Genomic DNA, 20,294 nt, shown 5'->3' with positions numbered 1-20,294 from the left:
GGGGCGGGTTTGTCGGCCGGGCCCGGGGCGGGTGCGGTGGTGAGGATGAGCTTGGACAGGCCCATGAACGCGATCGCGGGCACGGCGGACAGGAGCCAGCCGGTCAGGCCGGGCTTGGCGACGGCGAGTTGCGCGGCGAGGGAGAGGGCGACGGCGGCGACGAGCAGGAACATCGGGTAGCCGATTGGCCCGCCCGTGCGCTTGCGGCGGCGGATGGTCAGCAGCGCGGCGACGGGCACGAGTTCGGAGATGACGGCGTTGGCCCAGCCGAACCACGCCCCGGTGCCGGCCGGGCTGTTGTCGAGAGTCCAGTCCTTGACGTGGGTGAACGACGCCGCTCCGGCGAAGCCGGCGACCAGCAGGAGGATAACGACGAGGACCAGGCCCTCAGCCCGCTCCCCGCGGGTGGTGGTCGGGTGGGGCTTCATGCGGCATCGTCCAGGACTTCACCGTCGATCACGCGCAGCCGGCCGTAGGTCTGGGCCATGTCGCGGATCTCGTCATCGGTCAGGTAGGAGAAGCGGACCCGCATCGGGGTCGGGTCACCGTCGATGACCACGAACCCGACACCCGGAAGGGACTGCGGGATGCGGTCGCACAGCGCGCCCCGGTCTCGCATCCCGTCACCCAGCACGAGATCGACCTGTGCGGCTTCTGCGAGGCGGAGGCCGATGCGGGTGGGGAACAGGTCCCGGAACGGCAGCACCTCCTTGCGCGGGTCCTGAATCGCCGCCACCACATGCACGCCGACCGCCCGCCCTTGGCTGAGCAGGATGGACAGTGCCGCCTTGATCCGGTCCTTCAACTGGCGATCGGTCAGGTAGGCGGTCAGGTTCGCCAGCTCATCGATGACCAGGACGATCAGCGGCTCCTCCGGGGTCGGGGCGTGCTGGCGGGTCCGGCCGTGCAGGTTGCGGGCGCGGTTGCGGGCCAGGGCGGCGGCGTCCTCGATCAGCTCGCACATGGCGGCGTAGTCGCGGCAGGCGAACCGGGCGAACATCGGCGCGCCGATCCCGAGTTCCATGCCGCCCTTCGGATCCAGTCCCCAGAGTTGGACGAGCCCGGAGGCGGCCCCGGCGGCGAGCGAGCGGACCACAGACCAGGTGACCGAGCCCTTCCCCGACCCGGTGGCGCCCACCACCAGGACCTGCGTCCCGAACAGGCGCAGCCCGTAGCCGTCGCCGTCCTCCTGCCGGCCAATTGGGAGGGCGGTGAACTCCGGCACGGCCGGCACGGGCAGGGGCCGGACGAGGCGCGCGAGGGGGTCACCGCGGAACAGGGTGAGAAGCACCTGGTCGGTACGCGGGCCGGGGGACGCCTTGACCTGGCGGACGCCGAAGGTGTGGGCGAGGCGTTCGGAGACGCGGGCGAAGTCGTCGGGGATCTGGCCGGTGACCATCCGTACCGTCACCACGTCGACGCCGGCACCGCAGCGGACGCCCTTGAGGATCGGCAGCACCATGTGCCGGTCGAAGGACACCGCCAGGCGGGCGGTGAACATCGCCGCCTGCCACTCTCGCCGATAGACCATCCGCCGGTAGCGGGACAGCACTGGCCACCACCCGAACCGCAGGAACGACGGCCGGTGGCCGAAGCCCCAGCCAGCGGCGACGACCGCGACCAGGACGACCAGGCCGACCGGACCCATCCAGCCGAACCGCAGGTACAGCCAGCCGAAGACGGCCGCCGGGGCGGTGACGTACCAGAACCGGACCAGCACCACGGCCACGCGGGCGATGCCCTTGAGGGTCCACCAGCTCAGGGCCAGCCAGAGCGGGATGCGGATGAACGGGGTACGCACGTTGATCGGGGCAGGGTCGACCCGATCACCCCGGATCACGTTGACCAGCGGCACGGCTCAGCCCTCCCCGACGGCGGCGGTGAACAGCAAGCCCTGCCCCGGCGCGCCGGGTCGACGACGGACCAACCGGCGGCGTATCGGGCGGGCCGGGACGAGGGCGGCCAGGTCGACCGGCCCCGTCTGCGGGGCGGGGACGTGGCGGGTCATGGTCGGCAGCCACCGGCCCCGGCCGAGGACCGCGCGGAGGTCGACGCGGTCCGAGACGTGCGGGGCGATCAGGTCCGGGTCGAGGTGGCGCAGCTTCACCACCGTCCGCGCCAGGGCAGCGGCGGCGGCGGAGATCTCCACGAGGGCGGCGACGCGGACGGCGTCGGCGGGGATCGTGGTGTAGACGTCGCGGGCTGCCCGGATGCCGGGACCGGCGAGGCGCATCACGGTGCGGCGGTGGGTGCGGCGGACCGGGCCGGGACGCGGGTTCCCGGCGATCCGGGCAGCGTCAGCTAGCGTGGGCATCAGCCCAACTCCTTCCAGGGAGATGAGGGTGAGGCGCGGGGCGGGGGTTGTCTTGGCGGGCGAGTCCCGCCCCGCGCGTCCGAATCTGGTCAGGCCGCCTGCTTCACGGCGGCGGCTTCCGACATGGCACCGGCGCGGATCGACCACGCCTGCCGCGCCCGGCACTTCCCCGTGGCCTTGCACCGCTGGCTGTCGACGTACGGCGTGAGGGTCACGTCGGTGAACTCCACCGCCGGCGGATAGCCCGGGATCTTCGACGTCGGCGGCACCGGCTGCACCGGCGCGGCGATCTTCACCTTCATCTCCTTGGAACCGCCGAACTTGCCGGCTTCCGGGTCCAGGTCCAGGACCTTGACCACCCACAGGCGCTCGCCGGTGTCCTTGTCGCGGGCCTGGTCGTCGCCCTGGCCGCGCTTGTCGAAGTCCGTCACCGGCTCCACCCCCAGGAACAGCGCCCCGTGCGGCCAGACGTACTCGAACGGAACCGGAACCTTGATCGTGTTCGGGACCATGCCCTCTTACCTCCTACGTCGCCGGACGTCTGCCGGACCGGACATCGAGTTTGCTAGTTCGCTAGCAAACATGCAATCGACGTTAGGGCATGTATCGACGGAGAGCAAGAGGTTTGCTGGCAAACCTGCGAGGATGGAGGCATGGAGCCGCGTCCAACAGTCGTCCCGCCGCCGATCCAGCTGCGGATCGCTGACGACATCCGCATGCAGATCGAGCGCGGCGAGCTGACGCCGGGAGACTCACTGCCCACGCTGGCCGAGCTGGCCGAGCGGTGGTCCTGCTCTGTCGGGTCTGCCCGCGCGGCGATCGCCCTGCTCAAGGCCCAGGGCCTAATCAGCAGCGGACGCGGCAAGGCACCTGTGGTCCGCGTTCCGCCCCGGAAGGTGATCCGCTCGTCGGAACGCCACCAGGTCGAAAAGGATCTCGCCGCCCGCCCCGAGGCCGAGCGCGCCGTCGTCGGCGAGGCCGAGACCAACCTCAACATGCAGATCAGCGAGCAGGAGTTCCGCTCCCGATACGACCAGGTTGAAGCACGAGCGGCCCTGGCCGACCTGTTCCGGATCGAGCCCACAGACCTGGTGCTGCGGCGGCGCTACGACTCGACCGACAGGGCTACCGGCTTGCTCCTTTCGTCGAGCGTCTCCTACATGCCGGTTGCGCTTGTCAGCCCTAACCCCGCACTCCTTGACGAGGCCAACGAGCCGTGGCCGGGAGGAACCCAACACCAGCTCTCGACGGTGGGCGTCGAGATCATGACCATCATTGACGAAGTAACGGCCCGGATGCCAACCACCGCCGAGGCCCAACTCTGGGGCCTGCCCGACGGCGTTCCCCTCATCCTCTGCCGACGCATCTCCCTCGACGCCAACGAGAAAGTCGTCGAAGTCTCCGACGCCGAATACCCGGCCGACCGAACCGAACTCCGATTCGTCACCCCACTCAAGCCCTGGCCCAAGCGCAGATCCAACGGCGGCAAGACCTCAGGGCGGCAAGGAGGAAGACCATGACCTCACAACTGGACGCCCAAGATGAGCGGTTCCTCGCGAGGGCCATCGAAATTTCACGGCACGCGCTGGAGGACGAGGGAAAGACCCCGTTCGGTGCCATCGTCGTCATCTCAGGAGAGGTCGTCGGTGAAGGCACCAGCAGCGTTGTCGAGCTGCGGGACCCGACCGCACACGCCGAGGTCATGGCCCTGCGCCACGCTGGCAGAAACCTAGGGCGGCACCTGTTCGAAGACGGAATCATGTACGCCAGTAGCGAGCCATGCCCCATGTGCCTCATGGCCTGCTACTGGGCACGCATCCCCCGCCTGATCTTCGGAGCCAGCAGCCACGACGTAGCCACCTACGGCTTCGAAGACCTCCAGTTCTACCGCGAGGTCGCCCAACCGGCCGACCGCCGGTCGCTGCGCGAAGAGGTTGCCGACGGAGCCCTCCGGGACCAGGCCGTCGACGTACTACGCAAGTGGGCCGACATGCTGCCCTCACCGGTCGAGCCCAAGTTCTGACCAGGCGCGCGCTGCCGAGGCGCGCTGCAGACCTCCGCTACCGCCACTGAGCGGGACCGCCGACGGCATCCGGATCTGCCGATGAGCGGATGCGATCAGTCAGGGGTCACTAGGCCGTCAACGAACAATTCGTCCGCCATGACGCCCAAGCGGAGCGCACCGCCGTGGCTAGTCCGAAGCACAATCCCGGTCGTCTTGCCGGCATCGTTCGTGATTGCCTCGACGTCGCTCAGCGGTTCGTCGATGAGCTTTGCCCACTGACCAAGCATCGACACATCGAACGCGGTCCACTTCCCGGACTCCAGGACGAACTTCCGGTTTTCCGCGCTCAATGGCTCGGAGAATGGATCGCTCCACGCGGTCTCGGTGACGCGGAGTGACTCTCCGTCCGCTTCGTTGTCGAACAGGAACGGCCGCTCCCCGATGGTCAGCTCGATTGGCCCGAAGTTCGTGTCAGCTTGTCCGTCGTAGACGTAGTGGATGCGTCGCACGCGTCGGATTGGCGCGCCCACGGCCTCGATCAGCGATGGCGGAACCACGACGAGCATATTAGCCGGGGGGCAACACCCGGACATGCCGCAATGCGCGCGTTCGACCAGGCTGTCGCAACGTCCGACCCCGGCGGATCAGTTGAGGCTCAGCGATCTTGCGGCCGGACAAGACGGAAGGCGAGGTGGGTGGCGATCGGGCCGTTGACAACTCCGGTTCGCTCAAGGTCGAGCCGTGTGAGGTCAGGATGATCGAAGAGGCGGGAGCCCGCGCCGATGAGGATTGGCGCCAACTGGATCCGCAACTGGTCAACGAGCCCTGCTCGTAGGCACTGCTGTGCGATGTTAGCCCCGCCCATGACGCAGACGTTCTTGCCGTCTGCCACTGTTCTCGCTTGCCTGACTGCTTGATCCACGCCGTCTGTGACGAAGGTAAACGTGGTGGGGCCCTTGGTGAGCCTTCCCCTGGCGCGATGAGTGACGACGAAACACGGCACGCCGAAGGCGCCGTCGTCGCCCCATAGATCGATGCCCACGTCGAACGTTCGTCTGCCCATTACAAACGCGCCCGTCGTTGCGAACATCTCCTGCACGGCTTGCCCATCCGCGTTAGGGCTATCACTGCCCTCGGTGTGTGTGATCCAGTCGTGGAGGCGCTCGGCGCCCTCACCGAGTGGACTCGTCACACCGACGTTACGGCCGGCCGTAAAGCCGTCCAGGGACACGGTCATGTTGACGACTACCTGCGTCATACGTCTGGTTCCTCCAAATCCTGCTCGGCTGGCGCCGCTCTCGAAAGTGAAGACTGGCGGCCTGCGACGAATTCATCGGTCGGGCAGCCACGCCACTCGCGACGGCTGGCGAGCCGTGGACCATCAAGCAGGCTGCGCTACCATAACTGTCCTCAGTGAACGCACTCGCTCTCCATCTCCCGGACCACCTCCATGGGCACGCTCATGCCGCAGATCGGCCGGTCGTAGCCGCCTCGGAGATCCAGCCGTCCTATCCTTCGTCGGGCACGTCGAATGAGGCGGAGTCACAAGCGAACGTGCTCGGTGACAGGCGCGACGTCCCACCCGTCCCGTAGGCCCGGCGGTAGCCAAGCCGGGTGCGGTTGCCAGGACGCCCACGCCTCGTCCCACCACCGCTGTCCGGCGTCAAGCAGGGTGGCGATCCGGCGGCCCTCGGCGCGGATGGCCTCCGCCATGCCGGGGTAACGCCCCTCCATGAGGCGCTGCTCGAACTCCTCGACGTCCTTCCATGCGTAGCTGTCCGAGCCCGCCGCCCACCAAAGATCGAGCTCATGGTCCAACGTGTCGATGCCCCAGGCCGTACGTCTAAACGGATCCTGGAGGTTGAAGTACCAGCCGGCGAAGGACCGTTCCGGGCCGGACCAGAAGACGTCGATGGAGTGCGCCTCACCAGGTCGATGCAACATCAACTTTCCGTGCCCGCGCCAGAACTCGTGGCGCCCCAGCCACGGGTGACGTCCGGCGGGAAAGACACCGGCCTTCGGGAAACCGAACCGAGTGCCACTGGCGATGTAAAGCGCGAGCAGGTCGTCGGAGTCCTCGACACAGATCGTCGGGAACGCGAACCACACCTCACCGAGCAGGATCTCCCGCCGGACGACCACATCGCCGGGAGCAAACCGGTGCGCTGTCGCCTCCGCGTCCCCGTCCATGATCGGTACCCTACCAACGAGACGGCGAGGACATCCCTACCCAAACGTCCCAGCCCTCGTCGACGTGGAACTCGCGGACGGCACCATCGATGACCACGCCATGGGCCTGCAGGGCCCGAAAGCGACGTCGATTGTTCTGGCGCACCGCAGCGCCAAACATCCGGTCATGCCGCGATCCGCGCGCTACCGGAAGGCGGCGTGCCGTCAGTGCACGGACATGCCGACGTCAGAACGTCGCCGCGAGGCTGAGCGCGGGTGTGGTCAAGACTCACCGATGAGCGACGGGTCGGCGGTTCTGCGCATCAGCCGGGACTGGCCGACCTGATCGGTGAAGCCCCACCGCCGGTAGAACGCGATCAGGTCGGGCTGGCATACCAGCTCGATGCTTTTGACGTCAGCAACCCGGGGATGCCCCAGAGCAGCTTCTATGATCATCGCGCCGACGCCCGCACCTCGAACATCGGGTGCGACGATGACATCCAGGATGATGGCCAGGTACGTCGCGTCCGTCAGCACGCGGGCAAAGCCGACCAGCCGCCCGGATGCTCGGTCGATCGCCGTCACGACGACATCAGATCCGGCGAGTATTCCGCAGGTCTCGCTCTCCGTGCGCCGGGTCGCCCACCACGTCGAGGCGAACAGCTCCATCAACTGCGGCACCTGAACGGCCTCGACGTCGTGCGAGATCTCGATCGAGGAGAGGATCACTGCGTCAGCGTTCCAGATTCTCCCCGTAGGCGCACCGATCTAGCCGCGATCAGCGCGCTGAGGGTGTCGCATATCAGTTGCCGGACGACTGTCGCGTATCAGTCGACGGAGGGCACTGCTGAGGGGACAGGCTCCCGAGGCCCGCGCGCTGCCGAATTGTTCTCTTATGGATCAAGGCGGCCCGCAAGCGGGCCGCGCCGGCCGCGCTCGGCCTGCTGGCGGCGCAAGCGCCGGCATCGGCCGGCGCGCCGGCCGGTTGCAGACTGCGCCAAGGACACGAACCGATGCCTCCGGCGGGGATCTTCGACAGAGATGGGGGCCGCCCACCTCCACCGTGAGTCCGGGCAGAGCCGAACAGACCTGTTCCCCGGTGTCAACACGGTGGTTCGTTGTGTTGACACCGGGGAACAGGCCCGTTCCACGATGTGCGGACTCACGGCGGAGATGGGCTTCAGGCAGAGGAGCGGTACGTGGCAGGGCGGCGTGGTCCCGTGATGAGTGCGAAGATCGCCAATATGAAGCCAGCCAAGAACCCGTGGTGGCAGACAGTAAAGACGCCGAAGCAGGGTTTCATCATGGGAGGCGTCTGGCTCTTCATGGCCGCCGGGTGGGTGGTCGTGGCCGTCGGAGACCCCACGCCGTGGCATTGGGTATCTGCCGCAGTGTGGGCGGTCGGCGGTGTGGGCTACCTAGTGCCAGCCGTGTTGCTGCGGCGACGGCAGCGCGCGACTCAGGATGGGGCAGGGCCAGAAGCCGCGGTCCGGGCCGATTGAGCGCGATCCGCCAGCAACAGCCACGAGGATCGGCCCGGCATGAACGTGCAAAGGGGCAGCGGTCCGCATCTAGTCCGCAAGAGGTCGACGGACGGTGGGGAGCGGTGAGAGATGTCGAGAGCCGTTTCCGCTGCTAGTCCGGGAGGCCTGACCACCGATCCATAGATAGAGAACAGCCGCTCAGACTGCTCGGACTTCGGCGAGCCGCTTGACGGCTTACTCGTCGTCCCAGCAGACAGCGGCCTCCCACGCGGCCGCAAACACGCCCTACGGGGCATGGCCAGCGGCGGTCCATGCGTCTTCGATGTCGTTACGCATGCGCGCCATCCGTAGCTCGCCGGTCCCCGTGCGGGAGGCGCCGACTCCGGCCGCCGTGATCGCCCGGCCGTCGACGGTGCGGAACACCAGCACGTCGCGGTTGACTTCGCGTTCCCATCGAACTTCGGCCAGCTCGGGCCAGTCGATGCGCTGACGACCGGTGAGCGTCCGCACGACGATGCCGTCGGTGGACACGTCCGTATAGCTGAGGGCGACCGAAACCAAAAACGCCCACGCCATGGCGCACAGTGCCCAGCCGGCGGCTCTCACCGAGCCCGGTTCGTCGATCAACCACGCAGCGACCGCCAATCCCGTGGACATGAGGACGGCCACGGTCGCGATCGCCCACACCGGGAAGGGCATTCGGTAGCGGCGTGAGACAAACGGCAGCGGCTCGGCGTCCAGCGGCCCGGTCACGACCCGGTCGGCCGGATCGAAGGAACGGCTGTAGCGTCGCCGCCTGAGAATGCCGAAATAGATGGCCACGCCCGTGACGAGACCGCCGAACACCCCGAACAGCGCTTCGTAGATGACCGAGTCGCCGTATATGAGACTCCGGGCCATACCCAGGGCCCAGCCGAAGAGGACGCTGACGATCAGCGAGCCCGCCAGAAGCCTTGCCCGATCGGGCTCACCAGGCATGGGTGAACGCTCCATGACGGCCATGGTGGCACAAGACGGCTCTCACCGTGGAGCACGCCTAGCGCTATTTGAAACGCGCCCTAGCAGCCCAACCGTCCAGCTCGCCGGGTCGCTCGTCTTGATCTCATAACCCCTCGGTCACCGTGCCCGCTGCGTGCCCGATGGGGCGGGTGCCGAGGGTCAACGGCGGTCAGCTCCTGGACGTGCGAGCCAGCATGGCGACGCAGGTCAAGCCAGGTCACTGCCGAGCGGCTTTCGCTCGTGTCCACACTTCCTAAACCGTGTGTCGCAGTCCCAGCAGGGTCCGGCGCTGAACGGCCTAGTCGCCGACGAATCGGAGACGCAGGTCTGAATCGACGAGACATCGCCCGGCAAGCCCACGAATGGCGTCGAGCACCCGGTGCTCGCCAACGTTCTGGACGTTCTCAACGAGAACATCCAATTCGCCGATGAACTGAGTCATCTCGGCGGGCGTGAGTTCCAGCACCCCGTATGGATCGATGCGGTCCAACATCGGAGTCCTACCGTTGTGCTGCGAGCGCTCAAGCACGGCAGCGAACCGGAATAGCACGTCACCTACTACCGCTACTTCAAAATCCCGGCGGTGGCGAGGGCTCGTGCCCAGCTGTTCGACCCTGATCAGCTCAACGTCTACGCCCACGCCCAGAAGGCTAGCAACGGCACCTAACGGCAGAGGGCCAACCATCAGCAGTCCCCAAGGCGTGCCGGACCGCTCGCCCTGGTGCAGTCTCTACAAGGAGCTGGCTGGCATCCGAGCTGGCTGCCGTCCGAGCAGGGTGACAACAACGAGTGACAGCAACGGCGCTGGACGGACCGACGCTGCAGCGGACGACTAGAGCGCTGATGCCAGTGGTTGCCGACCCTTCTGGACCGAGCCGGACGGCCCAGCCGAGGCTACGGATTAGGTGGTCAGCGCCGGCCGGTCGCACAGCCTGCAAGGGCAGCATGCCCAGGGCGGTTTGGGAGATCATGAAGCTTCGTCCAGCGACGCTCGCGAGAGGCACAGCATGACGACGGCGCGCACAAGAATGGTCACGGGCATCCTGTTGCTCATCCTGCTCCTGCTCGTCGTCCTCGGCGTCTTCGGCTGGGTTCTGTGGGAGTTTTCGCAGTCGATGGACTTCGACTAGACCAGGCCGTGATGGGCCGTCCACGGGCCAGTAACTGTGGCGCACAGCGGTCATGAGCGGGCACGAGCGGCACTAAGCCCTGCCGCCGGTCGCAGGCGTTTCGGGCATCTCGGCCGGTCGAGCGCGCTCTTCCAAACTGACGGTTTGTGCCTACCGTTGATCAGCCATCCCACCGAGCCACGGTGGGGCGGTACGCCTCTTGGCCTCTGCGTCGTTCTTAAAGATCGCTTGGTGCGTGATGCGCCCATCGCGGTCCCAGTACGTCCAGAGTCCTTCTTGGGAGCCATCGACGTACTGGCCCTCCATGCAGAGGATCGGGCCGCTCTCCCAGTAGACGGCATAGGGCCCGTGAAACACCCCGTTCGGGTGCTGGCTCCAGACTTGCCGAAACCCGTTGAACTGCCGATCGACGGTGATGTCCTCCGAGCCCACGCGGGCCATCATGGCACTCGTCACTGTGGGCCTTGTACAGCCATCCGTACAGCCAAGCCGGCCGACGTGCACAGGTGGCGAGCGACCGTAGCCGACGAGTCGAGCAGGTCAGCGGCGATGGTCCACGCTGGCCGACAGCAGTCGCGATCTTTGCAAGGCAGGGGTCGCCACGCGAAGCTGCCAGTTACGGTCTGTCGACCGGCGATGACCGGTGACGACGGAGGTAGCGATCACGCAGTCCGTAAAATATTCGGTGACCGAGCGGAACGCCAACCAGGAGACCAACAACAAGCGGCAGGTTCGACTTCACGAAAGGAACCGCGAGCACGACGCTGGCTAACCAGGTGGCCGCGCCACCGACCGCGCAGACGACGAACAGGTGAGCGCCAACAGCCCACCACCCCTCGTCCTCTTCGAACCCCCGCGCCATGCTCGGGAGTATGCCATTAGGTTGCCTGGCCTCGTCTACCTCGGTAGTGACCCCAGCGCGGCGCAAGCAAGCGCCATCAGGAGAACATCGGCGCGGGCCTGACGGTGAGGTGGACGCGAGAGGAGCCGACGTTGCAGGCCTCTACGGATCACAGGACCCGCCGGGCCATCCACGGGCCACAACGTGGTGTCACCGGGGGCCAAACCAGGCCACTTGAGAGCGCGTTGAACAGGCGTACCGCCACGCTCCGAGCCGATCTTGTGAGATTCCCAAGCTGACAGTCAGTACCAGTGCGCAGGGGTTGGTCACCGTCCTTGACTACCGAGCTGGGAGCGCAGCCTGGCCAGTTCGTGTTCGGTGCCGATGTTGTGTCGTTGTGCGGGCTGTTCCACGTAATGGCGGATAGTGTTCGCGAGGAATGCGGGATCCGCGTGCAACCAGCCCACGGGCAGTTGTTCGGGTCTCGGGTAACGGCCCGGTGTGGGGCCGGTCGTGCGGTAGAGCGTCAGGTAGCGGGCTTTCCGGGCCGTGGGGGGCGGCGGCCCGCCGGGGGCCAACTCATTCCAGCCGATTCTCCGGCGGGAGGTCATCCGCTGCACCGTGATCCCGTCCGGATCCAGCGCTAGTCGCGGTCGATTCACGAGCAGCAGCACCACGGCGGGCACGAAGAGTAGGGCCACCACGGCGGCCGACACCAACGTAGCGTAGTCGAACTGAGCGAAGCGCAAGCCGTCTCCATTGGGCACTCGTTCGGTCACCATTGAACCCGGCGCGACCCACAGCACGACGATGACTAGGGGGCCGAGTTCGTGCGGGGAGGCAGGAGCGACGAAGCCGCCGTGTCGGTCGTCGAGCTGGAACGACGCGGGACGACGCGGTACGGGCCTTGTGAGCAAGAGATACAAGCCGACGGGAGCCAACGCGCTGGCCGCGAGAGCGGTGAGCCAGACCAGCAGACCCGCATCGGCCGACCGCGTGTGCCAGGTCAGAGGCATCACCCAAAACATTGCCGCCAACCGCAGCGCGAACGCCAGCAACCCGAAGGGCAGGGCGAGGACCCGGGCAAGATTCACCGACACGCGGGGAGCGTAGACACGACAACCTCGCGGGCGATACAGCCATCCGTACAGCGAAGGACGCCAGCAAACGCCATCATGCCCGACACTGGCCGACGGCCTGAGTGGCGGCTTCGGCTGCGACCGGCCACGCGAGATCTTCGTTCTAGCCCCAAGTCCACCTCCTGGTCCTGGCAGTCCGCATTCAGTCCGCAAGAGGGCGACGGATGGCAGGGCAGCGGTGTGAGATGTCGAGAGCACTTTCCGCTGCTAGACCGCAGTCCGTGCAGGTGGTTCGGGGTAGCCAACTTGATCTCATAATCCTTCGGTCGCCACACCGGCCCTTGACGACCGCCATTGAGACTCGTCCGGTAGGGCGCTCCACCTTGTCCCCGTCCCGGGAGGCTGGACGGTCTACGACTGCCCGACGAGGAGATCCTCCCAGGACCGCTGGCACGACTTACCTGTCCTACCCTCGCCCGGTGCCCCAGCGAGTCTTTGCCCGCACCGCCGTAGTCAGCTCGGTGGTGGTCGGTGTTCTGGTGCTGTCTGGTCTAGCGATTCTGCAACTCGCCGAGCCGATTAAGAGCCCGGGCGCTCGTGAGACCGAGTGCACGGATGCCGATCACCGGTTGGCCGAGCAGTTGGCGCGAGACCGAGTGCTGACCTCTCCTCCCCCGGGCACCACCCTCGACCGTATCGATCAGGCCCCGTGCGGGGGCGAAAGCGACGATTGGGGGCGCATTTCGGCGGCCATCAGCTTGCCGCCCGGCACCTCAATGGATGCCGCCATCGACCACTATCGCACCTTGCTAATGGCGGGTCGTTGGAGGATCGTGCCGGGTCCAGATCCGGCAGATCGGTTGTGCGCCGACCGGGAGACGAGCGGGCAGCAGGTGCGTCTGCTGCTGGTGTACGGGCGATTCCCGCCGGGTCCGCACACCTACGGCAAGATTGAGATTGAGATCAGCTTTCTGCCTGGCGGGGAGGATCTTGGCTGCCACAGCTGATAACGGGAAGGCGGTGCCCGGATCCGATCTTGTTCGATTCCCAAGCTGCGAGTTCCTGACGCCAGTCCTGGCCGTAGCGAGGCCGGGGCACACTGAGCGGATGTCGCACCAGGATCTCGCCGGTGACATGGATGCTTGGTCGAGTGCCCGTGTCCGCCAATGGATGAGCACCTTGACCGAGGACAACGCACCCCGATCGGTCAACTGGTGGCTCAGGACGCGATCGATTGCGGAGCGCCACGCCTACGACCGGACCTTGACCGCAGAGGCGCGCCGGGAATGGGCCGAGGTGGCGTTGTCGCTGACCGACCGCGCCGAGCAGTTCGCCGGTTACGACCGCTGGAGCGCAGCTGCCGACGGATTCAATCTGCGTAGCCTGCTGATCCAGGAACTCGGGTCGGTGCCGGGTGACGAGAAGTGGGAGCGGGCCGCGCTGGTCCGACGCGTCCTGGCGGCCGTGACGCTGACGCCCGCCGAGGCGGGCGAGTTGGCTGACCGCTGGCGGACGCTGCCGGTCGAGCAGATCCTGCGTCTTCGCCGCCACAAGAACCTCCTTGCCCCGCTCGCGCCGCTTGTTGATCAGTTGCCCGCCGGGCCGGATGCTGAGCGTGTCCGCACATGGCTGTTGGTACTGCCGAACTTGCCGTGACGCGCCGGCAGGTGACCCCCGCTTGACCCCAGTGCGACGCCACCGAGCGCCATCACGAGAACATCGGCCCGCACCTGCGGACGAGGCGAGCGGGGAAGGAGCCAACCTCGGACGCTCCTACGGATCAGAAGGTTAGGGGTTCGAATCCCTTCGGGCGCACAAAGTGAGGGAATGCCCCCGACCAGCCAAAACGGCGAGGTCGGGGGCATTTTCGTGTCCGCCGGCATCAGCGTGCGGGGGGTCCTGGGAGCCACGCTGGGAGCCACCGGTCCCTCAGTTCCCGAACAGCGCACGGGACATCGCCTCCGCAGCCAATCGACGATCACCCTCCATCAGGTGTCCGTATACATCCTTGGTGATCGCGATTGAGGTGTGCCCCAGCACCTCGGAAACCATATGCAGCGGCGTGCCCTGGGCGAGCATCAGGGACGCCCCGGAATGGCGCAGTTCATGCGGGTGCCAGTGACCTAGGCCGGCCCGCTTGCACAGGGCAGAGAGCCGGTGCGAGAAGTTGTCAGGATCGAGCGGTGTGCCGACCTCGCTGGGAAAGACCAATCCGTGATCCTGCCACGTCTCACCGGCCGCCAGTCGTTCCTCAGCCTGCCGAGCCCGGTGCCGCCGTAGCAGCTCCACCAGCTGCGGCGTGAGGTAGAGCGTTCGTCGGGAGCGCCGGGTCTTGAGTTCGCTGACCACCAGGCACGTCCGCCGGCCAGTCCTGGCCGGGTCGCGCTCCTTGATCCGCTTGACGCTGTGCGACACCAGAAGCGTGCCGGCCGTCCGGTCGAGTCGATCCCACCGCAGCCCGAGCGCTTCACCCCGCCGCAGACCGTAGGCAAGCATGATCGTCACCAGGGCTTCCTTGCGTTCACCCCGAACTTCGGCCAACAGGGTCCGCGCCTGCTCGGGGGTCAGCGTGCGCCCCTCCTTGGCGACCACGCGAGGAGCCGCCGACGGCCCAGCGATGTTCCGCGGAACCAGGCCCTCCCGCTCGGCTTGCCCCAACGCCTTCCGCAGCACCGTCCGCATGATCCGCACGCTGTTGGTGCTGTAGCCCGCGTCGCGCTTTGCTTTCCACAGCAGGTCGCAGTCCGAGACCGTCAGAACAGGACCAGAGCGCCGACCAGGAGCAGGCCGGAGGCGATGGCGTCGCTCATCGGGTCACCTCCCTGACCAGCGGGACGCCGTTGCGGCGGGTGAACGCGGCCGGCGAGACCGGAGCCAGCGGGGTCGGGCGGGTCGGCTCAGCCGGGACCAGGGCGACCGGCTCAGGGACAGCAGGCGAGGCGACCGGCGACGGGGCTTGACGGACGCGAGGGGCGGTCGCCTCCACTGGCCGGGCCGGCTGGGTGGCTTCCTCGCCCGGCGCAGCCGGGGCCGGGCCGGTGGTGAGGACCGCCCACGACCAGGACCTGAGTGCCGAACAGGCGCAGCGGGTAGCCGTCGCCGTCTTCCTGCGGCCCGACCGGTAGGGCGGTGAACTCCGGCACCGCCGGCACCGGCAGAGGCCGGACCAGCTTGGCGCTGGGGCCGGGGTACCCGAACTCACTGGCTTGTCCCGACCCACTAACTTGAGCTCGTGCCAACACTCAACGGTCGTCGACCGCTTGTGGCGGGCCGGGATGCGACCGGGTGTGCCGGGGTGGCGCCGCTGCACGCTGGGGTGGTGGTCATCGGGGCGGTCGTGTTTGCGGTGCTGATGGCGCTGTCCGCGCGGTATGGGTTTCACCGCGACGAGTTGTACTTTCTCGACTGCGCCCGCCATCTGCAGGCCGGCTACGTCGACCAGCCCGTGCTGGTACCGCTGCTGGCGCGGATTTCGCTGGGGCTGTTTGGTCCGTCGGTGATCGGTTTGCGTGTGTGGGCGGCGTTGGCCGGGTGGGTGACGGTCATGCTCGGTGGGCTGATCGCGCGGGAGCTCGGCGGCGGGCGCCGGGCGCAGTTGATGGCCGCGTGGGCGACCGCGTCCATGCCGGTGCTGGCCGCCGCGGCACATCTGATGGGGCCGACCGCGTTCGACATCCCGGCCTGGGCGGCGCTCGCGCTCGTCGCTATCCGGGTCGGGCGGACCGACGATACCCGGTGGTGGCTGGCCGCCGGCGTGGTTCTCGGTGTCGGCCTGGCCAATAAGCACAGCATCGGTTTCTTCGCCGTGGCGCTCGTGGCCGGGACGCTGTTGGCCGGTGGTCGGCGTCTGATCATGAACCTTTGGTTCGCCGCTGGGTTCGCGATCGCGGTGGCCTTCGCGCTGCCCGACCTGTGGTGGCAGGCCCGCCACGGCTGGGCGACGATCCCGATGAGTCAGGCGCTCAACCAGGAGAACGGCGGTGCAGGCCAGATCGCGAACTTCGTCGTCGGGCAGTTGCTGATGGTGTCGTTGGCGATGGTGTGGGTGTGGGTGGTCGGGCTGCGGCACCTGTGGCGGTCGCGGCAGTCGGTGCTGCGCGGGCTGGTGTGGGCGTACGCGATCCTGTTCGTGTTGTTCGCGCTCATTTCCGGGGCGAAGATCTACTACGTCGCTGGGGCCTACATCTACCTGCTCGCCGCCGGGGCCGTCGCGCTGGACGGCTGGCTGGGCGCACGGAAGCGACGGGCGTGGATCCTCGGGATCGGGACCGCGCTTACTACGCTGGCGGCGCTGCCGCTGGTGGTGCCGGTGCTGCCGCCGACTCAGATCAACTGGACGTACCGGGTCAATCAGACGCTGAGTGAGACCGTCGGCTGGCCGCAGTTGGCCGCCACCGTCCGTGGCGTCTGGTCGTCGCTACCTGCCGACCAGCGGTCCCGAACCGTGATCTACACCGAAAACTACGGTGAGGCCGGGGCAATCGACACGTTCGACCGCGGTAGCGGCATGCCTGCGGCGGTAAGCGGGCACAACTCGTACTCGTGGTGGGGGCCTGGCGATCCGGACGCGACTACGGTGATCGCGGTGACACCCGGCCCGATCGACGGGACCGACTACGCGATCCGGCTCGGGCAGCTGTTCACCAGCGTGCGTGCGGTGGCGACGGTAAGCAATCCCTACGGTGTCGATAACCAGGAGTGGGGCGGGCACGTCTACCTCTGCACCGGGCCACGCCAGCCGTGGGGCCAAACCTGGACGCAGCTGCGCCACTACGGCTGAACAAGGTCCGCTGTCTAGTCCGCTGTCGAGTCCCACCACATGCTTGACAAATCCGTCCCTGCACATGCATTCAGCCGGCCTTGGTTGGTCGATCATCCTGGTCACAGTCGGTCACAACCGAGGGACAGTGACGGCGCACTGACATGAAACTGGGCTCGAGTGGTCGGCTGGGCCGGCCGGTTGTCCGGGTGTCAGTGTGAGTGCGCCGAGTTTGCGAGCCGCGATGAACAGTGCCACGGCGAAACAGATTGGTCCCACTGTTTGTGCGATCTGGTGGTGGGCGGCGCCGATTGCGGCGTCGATGAGTTGCACGGCGCCATTGAGCCCGAGCAGCAGTCCCAATGCGCGCCAGGCCCGAACCACCAGTAGCCACATCAACGCGCCCAACAGCACGATACTGCGGGCTGCGAGGTAGGCAGCGTACGTCCTGGCGGCTGCGGCCTCGCCACCGGATACGAGTGCGCCGGGGCGCACCAGTCCGGACACGGTGAAGTAGCCGGAGGAGAGCACGGTGAGCACCGCGACGAGTCCGGAGAACGTTCGGACTTTTCGTGAGGATGCCATATGGTTCGGCTGCCGAATCATTTGGTCAAGCTAGCATGGGGTACGTGGCGACGGAAGAGTCGGTAACCCAGACGCTCGCGTTCCTGCTGGGCAAGCTCGGACAGGTGGCCAGCGGACGGTTCGCCGCTCGGCTGGCCCCGCTCGGCCTGCGTCCCCGACACTGCGCGCTACTCGAGCTGCTTGCCCACGCGCCAAAGGCACAACTCGAACTGGCCCACGCTATCGGCGTGACGCCAAGCGTCGTGGTGGACATGCTCGACGAGTTGGAGCAGGCCGAGGCGGTACGGCGGGTTCGCGACTCGACCGACCGCCGCCGGCAGCTGATCGAGCTGACCACGAAGGGCCGGCGGCTGCGGCGACGTGCCGTGGCGCTGGCACGGGAGACCGACGAGGAAATGCTTGCGGGCTTCGACACTGCCCAGGCCGCGGCGCTGCGCACAGGGCTGCTACGCATTGCCGACTCGGCCGGCCTTTTCGGTTCCGTCACTCGCCCGTCGTGATCGAAAAACGTTTTCTCATCGGCGCAATCGACTGCCGCGATGAGCGCGGCCCTGTCGCGGACTGTGAGCCCTCCGCGATGCGTCTTGAAGATCATGTCAAGCGTCTGGTGGGCCGCGAGTGCCAAGCACGTCACGTGACGGGACACGGCCCAGACCGCCCAGACCGCATTGCATTGCCGAATTCCGCTCTATCAGATCAAGGCGGCCCGCAAGCGGGCCGCGCCGGCCCGGCCCCGGCCTGCTGGCGACCTTCGGCCGGCATCGGCCGGGCCGGCCGGCCACGCTGACGGACGACACGATCTGAAGACCTCGGGGCTCCGCCCCGAACCCCGGCCCTCCTCAGAGATCAGCCGCGGATCACCTCGCCGGGCACCACAAGGGCTACCAGCCTCCCCGGACGGGGCAAGGTCGTTCGGCAGGTATGGCGCTCCACCTTGTCCCCGTCCGGGGAGGCTGGACGGTCTGGCGACTGCCCGACGAGGAGATCCTTTCCGGGGCGGAGCGTTTCCTGGCTACGCCAGCAGCGTCGAAACTTCCTACCCACATGCTTAGGCTTGGGCGTCGCAACTTACTGTCCCAGGATGGGTTACGAGATCGGCTTTCTCGTGCCAGGTCAGGACGATGATCGCCTGGGCGACGAGCTGCCACCACTTCAACTCACGGACAAGCAGGAAGCTGCCTGGCGACGGATCGTCTCGCGGGCTCGGCAGGAGATCGGCGCTGCTGAGGAAGATCGGTATCCGACGCACCTTGAGCTGTGGCTGAAAGACCCGGCGATGCAACTGTGGTACGAGGGCAATTCCGCTTCCATCGAACTCCCCTACTGGTACACAGCGACTGCAGCCAGCGCGCATGGCGCCATCGCGACGGCGTACGCCCTTGCCCGGATCGTGGAGGCCGAGACCGGGATGCCCGCCGTGGATTATGAGGTGGACCAGGCGGTGCAGGACGACGGTCTGTCACGGGCGGTGGCCCGGTATCGGGGCGTTGGACAACACGTTCGTGCTCTGGTCGAGGGGGGAGTTCCGCAAGCGGGGCATGTCTCGGACACCAACGCCGACGAGTCCTGACACACGTTGCCGTACAGCCATCCGTACAGCCAAGGCTGCCGGCCGACACCGACGCTGGCCGACACCGACCGACGGCGCGAGCAGGACCGATGCTCGCCTACCAGGCCGCTTCGATCTTCTTCTAATCCCAAGGCCCGTGCGATGCTGGTAGAACGGGCGGCGTGGAGATCAGCCGGTTGGACCGGGCCTTGGACGAAGTCTTCGACCAAGCGGTGGTGTACCACGCCTACACCGACTACATGCGCGACTACGAGGTCGTCGTCTACGTGACCGCCGATCCGAAGACGGGCATCCAGCCGGCGCACCTCCGTTACCTCTTCAAGTGCTGCGTCGTCGCCGAGGCGACCACGGCCTTGAGCCCGGCTACCCGGCGCGAATCCTTGGACGAGGGCCTGACGGACCCGGAGAGCGGGCCGGATCTTGATGGCTACGTGTGGGCGGTGAGATGGCAGGCCCTCTACCCCGGAGCGCAGCGGATTGCCGACTCGCGGCGCGCCCAGGAGTGGGCCGAGCGGGTCGGGATCGACTTCCACGAGGTTCGCATTGAGATGAACGGACACAACCTCACCTTGATCTTCAATGACCTGGAAGTGACGCTGCTTCCCATCGGCTCCGTGCCGTTCCGGGTGACCGAGGAGAAGTAGCCGGATCGGAGGTGGACTGTAGGCCGGGTGATTCGCGCTTGACCCTCTCAGCCGTGGCGGTCCGCATTTGGTCCGCAAGAGGTCGACGGACGGGGGAGTGGTGTGAGATGTCGAGAGGCGTTTCCGCTGCTCGGACGCCATGTGTCCGGGTCGGCGGGACGGGCAATTTGATCTCGTAATGCGTAGGTCGACGGTCCGATTCCGTCAGGTGGCTTCGCCGTTTCCGGGGATGAACACGCCCCCCGGTGGCAGTAGAGCGGCAACGGGTAGCGTCCGGCTGCATGGAGGTCTTCTTGCTCTGGCACGTCCGCCACGCTCGGTGGCTCGACGGGCGACCGACAACGCATCGAGACGAAGCCGGCGAGTTGGTCTGGGACGAGGAAGACGGTGACGATCTCAAGATTCTGGGGGCGTACTCGTCTGAGGCCCGAGCGGAGGACCGGATACAACGAGCCAGGAAGCTGCCTGGCTTCCGCGACGAGCCCGACTGCTTCTACATCGACGGCTACACCGTCGACCAGGACCAGTGGAACGACGGCTTCGTGTCCATCCCGCGCGACGATCAAGCCGACTAGACAGACAGATGCTCGCCGTGCGACCGGTACAGCCATTCGTACAGCCAAGTCCTGACCCCAGCGCGAGGCCAACGACCGCCACCGTCTGAACGCCGGTCACGACCTGGCGGCGAGATGAGCAGGGTGCGAGTCGGTGCCCG

At 67.1% G+C, this 20,294-nt stretch carries 25 protein-coding genes; 11 read left to right on the top strand and 14 right to left on the bottom strand.

Annotated elements, in window-relative coordinates; genetic code table 11:
* From DKL51_RS17970 to DKL51_RS17955, 4 genes are all read right to left on the bottom strand, one after another.
* Positions 1 to 428 (bottom strand): DUF2637 domain-containing protein (locus DKL51_RS17970; RefSeq protein WP_124812280.1); only part of this gene is annotated, 428 nt, incomplete at its 3' end.
* Entirely contained in the window at positions 425 to 1,855 is a 1,431-nt protein-coding gene (locus DKL51_RS17965) for an FtsK/SpoIIIE domain-containing protein (protein WP_109945935.1), read from the bottom strand. The genes DKL51_RS17970 and DKL51_RS17965, both read right to left, overlap by 4 nt.
* A 3-nt stretch (positions 1,856 to 1,858) precedes the next feature.
* The gene (locus DKL51_RS17960) at positions 1,859 to 2,314 is read right to left on the bottom strand and encodes a hypothetical protein (protein WP_109945934.1); all 456 of its coding nucleotides are present in this window, start codon (positions 2,312 to 2,314) and stop codon (positions 1,859 to 1,861) included.
* Positions 2,315 to 2,403: 89 nt separating this feature from the next.
* Complete coding sequence (locus DKL51_RS17955; RefSeq protein ID WP_109945933.1) at positions 2,404 to 2,826, bottom strand: hypothetical protein; 423 nt, start codon at positions 2,824 to 2,826, stop codon at positions 2,404 to 2,406.
* 141 nt (positions 2,827 to 2,967) lie between these two features.
* Between DKL51_RS17955 and DKL51_RS17950 the strand changes: the two genes are divergently transcribed.
* Both DKL51_RS17950 and DKL51_RS17945 read left to right on the top strand, forming a co-directional pair.
* The gene (locus DKL51_RS17950) at positions 2,968 to 3,834 is read left to right on the top strand and encodes a GntR family transcriptional regulator (protein WP_109945932.1); all 867 of its coding nucleotides are present in this window, start codon (positions 2,968 to 2,970) and stop codon (positions 3,832 to 3,834) included.
* Positions 3,831 to 4,337: a nucleoside deaminase gene (locus DKL51_RS17945; RefSeq protein ID WP_109945931.1), complete on the top strand. Its 507-nt coding sequence runs from the start codon at positions 3,831 to 3,833 to the stop codon at positions 4,335 to 4,337. The genes DKL51_RS17950 and DKL51_RS17945 overlap by 4 nt, the downstream gene beginning before the upstream one ends.
* A gap of 95 nt (positions 4,338 to 4,432) precedes the next feature.
* Here DKL51_RS17945 and DKL51_RS17940 read toward each other — a convergent pair whose 3' ends face one another.
* The 4 genes from DKL51_RS17940 to DKL51_RS17925 all read right to left on the bottom strand — a co-directional run bounded on the left by DKL51_RS17940 (position 4,433) and on the right by DKL51_RS17925 (position 7,217).
* Entirely contained in the window at positions 4,433 to 4,828 is a 396-nt protein-coding gene (locus tag DKL51_RS17940) for a hypothetical protein (RefSeq protein ID WP_123827065.1), read from the bottom strand.
* A gap of 146 nt (positions 4,829 to 4,974) precedes the next feature.
* Positions 4,975 to 5,577 carry a dihydrofolate reductase family protein gene (locus DKL51_RS17935; protein ID WP_109945929.1) on the bottom strand — a complete coding sequence of 201 codons (603 nt, stop codon included), beginning with the start codon at positions 5,575 to 5,577 and terminating at the stop codon, positions 4,975 to 4,977.
* A 284-nt stretch (positions 5,578 to 5,861) separates the two neighbouring features.
* Complete coding sequence (locus DKL51_RS17930) at positions 5,862 to 6,509, bottom strand: ribonuclease FAU-1 family protein (RefSeq protein WP_109945928.1); 648 nt, start codon at positions 6,507 to 6,509, stop codon at positions 5,862 to 5,864.
* Between the two features lie 261 nt (positions 6,510 to 6,770).
* Positions 6,771 to 7,217 carry a GNAT family N-acetyltransferase gene (locus DKL51_RS17925; protein WP_109945927.1) on the bottom strand — a complete coding sequence of 149 codons (447 nt, stop codon included), beginning with the start codon at positions 7,215 to 7,217 and terminating at the stop codon, positions 6,771 to 6,773.
* Positions 7,218 to 7,711: 494 nt separating this feature from the next.
* Between DKL51_RS17925 and DKL51_RS17920 the strand changes: the two genes are divergently transcribed.
* Positions 7,712 to 7,990 (top strand): hypothetical protein, encoded by a 279-nt coding sequence (locus DKL51_RS17920; RefSeq protein WP_123809699.1) that lies wholly within the window; start codon positions 7,712 to 7,714, stop codon positions 7,988 to 7,990.
* A gap of 267 nt (positions 7,991 to 8,257) precedes the next feature.
* Here DKL51_RS17920 and DKL51_RS17915 read toward each other — a convergent pair whose 3' ends face one another.
* Complete coding sequence (locus DKL51_RS17915; RefSeq protein ID WP_165823179.1) at positions 8,258 to 8,965, bottom strand: PH domain-containing protein; 708 nt, start codon at positions 8,963 to 8,965, stop codon at positions 8,258 to 8,260.
* A 304-nt stretch (positions 8,966 to 9,269) separates the two neighbouring features.
* Entirely contained in the window at positions 9,270 to 9,464 is a 195-nt protein-coding gene (locus DKL51_RS17910; RefSeq protein ID WP_123809698.1) for a hypothetical protein, read from the bottom strand.
* A gap of 412 nt (positions 9,465 to 9,876) precedes the next feature.
* On the opposite strand from DKL51_RS17910, the gene DKL51_RS17905 reads away from it, so the two are divergent.
* Positions 9,877 to 10,101: a hypothetical protein gene (locus DKL51_RS17905; RefSeq protein ID WP_109945923.1), complete on the top strand. Its 225-nt coding sequence runs from the start codon at positions 9,877 to 9,879 to the stop codon at positions 10,099 to 10,101.
* 150 nt (positions 10,102 to 10,251) lie between these two features.
* Here the strand turns inward: DKL51_RS17905 and DKL51_RS17900 are convergent, their stop codons facing one another.
* Positions 10,252 to 10,533 (bottom strand): toxin-antitoxin system YwqK family antitoxin, encoded by a 282-nt coding sequence (locus DKL51_RS17900; RefSeq protein ID WP_123809697.1) that lies wholly within the window; start codon positions 10,531 to 10,533, stop codon positions 10,252 to 10,254.
* Between the two features lie 735 nt (positions 10,534 to 11,268).
* Positions 11,269 to 12,042: a PH domain-containing protein gene (locus DKL51_RS17895; RefSeq protein ID WP_109945921.1), complete on the bottom strand. Its 774-nt coding sequence runs from the start codon at positions 12,040 to 12,042 to the stop codon at positions 11,269 to 11,271.
* A gap of 458 nt (positions 12,043 to 12,500) precedes the next feature.
* Here DKL51_RS17895 and DKL51_RS17890 point away from each other — a divergent pair, with 458 nt between their 5' ends.
* Together DKL51_RS17890 and DKL51_RS17885 are read left to right on the top strand one after the other, a co-directional pair.
* Positions 12,501 to 13,028, top strand: a complete 528-nt coding sequence (locus DKL51_RS17890) for a hypothetical protein (protein WP_109945920.1) — start codon at positions 12,501 to 12,503, stop codon at positions 13,026 to 13,028.
* 100 nt (positions 13,029 to 13,128) lie between these two features.
* Positions 13,129 to 13,677: a hypothetical protein gene (locus DKL51_RS17885; protein ID WP_109945919.1), complete on the top strand. Its 549-nt coding sequence runs from the start codon at positions 13,129 to 13,131 to the stop codon at positions 13,675 to 13,677.
* Between the two features lie 273 nt (positions 13,678 to 13,950).
* On the opposite strand, the gene DKL51_RS17880 is transcribed toward DKL51_RS17885, so the two are convergent.
* Positions 13,951 to 14,703 (bottom strand): tyrosine-type recombinase/integrase, encoded by a 753-nt coding sequence (locus DKL51_RS17880; RefSeq protein ID WP_124812279.1) that lies wholly within the window; start codon positions 14,701 to 14,703, stop codon positions 13,951 to 13,953.
* Between the two features lie 613 nt (positions 14,704 to 15,316).
* On the opposite strand from DKL51_RS17880, the gene DKL51_RS17875 reads away from it, so the two are divergent.
* The gene (locus tag DKL51_RS17875; RefSeq protein WP_109945917.1) at positions 15,317 to 16,801 is read left to right on the top strand and encodes a glycosyltransferase family 39 protein; all 1,485 of its coding nucleotides are present in this window, start codon (positions 15,317 to 15,319) and stop codon (positions 16,799 to 16,801) included.
* 111 nt (positions 16,802 to 16,912) lie between these two features.
* On the opposite strand, the gene DKL51_RS17870 is transcribed toward DKL51_RS17875, so the two are convergent.
* Positions 16,913 to 17,320: a hypothetical protein gene (locus DKL51_RS17870; protein ID WP_123809695.1), complete on the bottom strand. Its 408-nt coding sequence runs from the start codon at positions 17,318 to 17,320 to the stop codon at positions 16,913 to 16,915.
* A gap of 89 nt (positions 17,321 to 17,409) precedes the next feature.
* Here DKL51_RS17870 and DKL51_RS17865 point away from each other — a divergent pair, with 89 nt between their 5' ends.
* The 4 genes from DKL51_RS17865 (at position 17,410) to DKL51_RS17850 (ending at position 20,154) form a co-directional block, all read left to right on the top strand.
* Entirely contained in the window at positions 17,410 to 17,865 is a 456-nt protein-coding gene (locus DKL51_RS17865) for a MarR family winged helix-turn-helix transcriptional regulator (protein WP_165823178.1), read from the top strand.
* A 581-nt stretch (positions 17,866 to 18,446) separates the two neighbouring features.
* Entirely contained in the window at positions 18,447 to 18,935 is a 489-nt protein-coding gene (locus tag DKL51_RS17860) for a hypothetical protein (RefSeq protein ID WP_109945915.1), read from the top strand.
* 161 nt (positions 18,936 to 19,096) lie between these two features.
* Positions 19,097 to 19,579, top strand: a complete 483-nt coding sequence (locus tag DKL51_RS17855) for a YxiG-like protein (RefSeq protein WP_109945914.1) — start codon at positions 19,097 to 19,099, stop codon at positions 19,577 to 19,579.
* Positions 19,580 to 19,860: 281 nt separating this feature from the next.
* Complete coding sequence (locus DKL51_RS17850; RefSeq protein ID WP_109945913.1) at positions 19,861 to 20,154, top strand: DUF7336 domain-containing protein; 294 nt, start codon at positions 19,861 to 19,863, stop codon at positions 20,152 to 20,154.
* The last annotated feature ends 140 nt before the right edge of the window (positions 20,155 to 20,294 follow it).

The sequence above is a fragment of the Micromonospora globispora genome (genome assembly GCF_003857015.1).
GTDB lineage: Bacteria > Actinomycetota > Actinomycetes > Mycobacteriales > Micromonosporaceae > Micromonospora > Micromonospora globispora.
The sequence above is the reverse complement of the archived record's forward strand: the minus strand, read 5'-3'. Positions and strand labels throughout refer to the sequence as shown.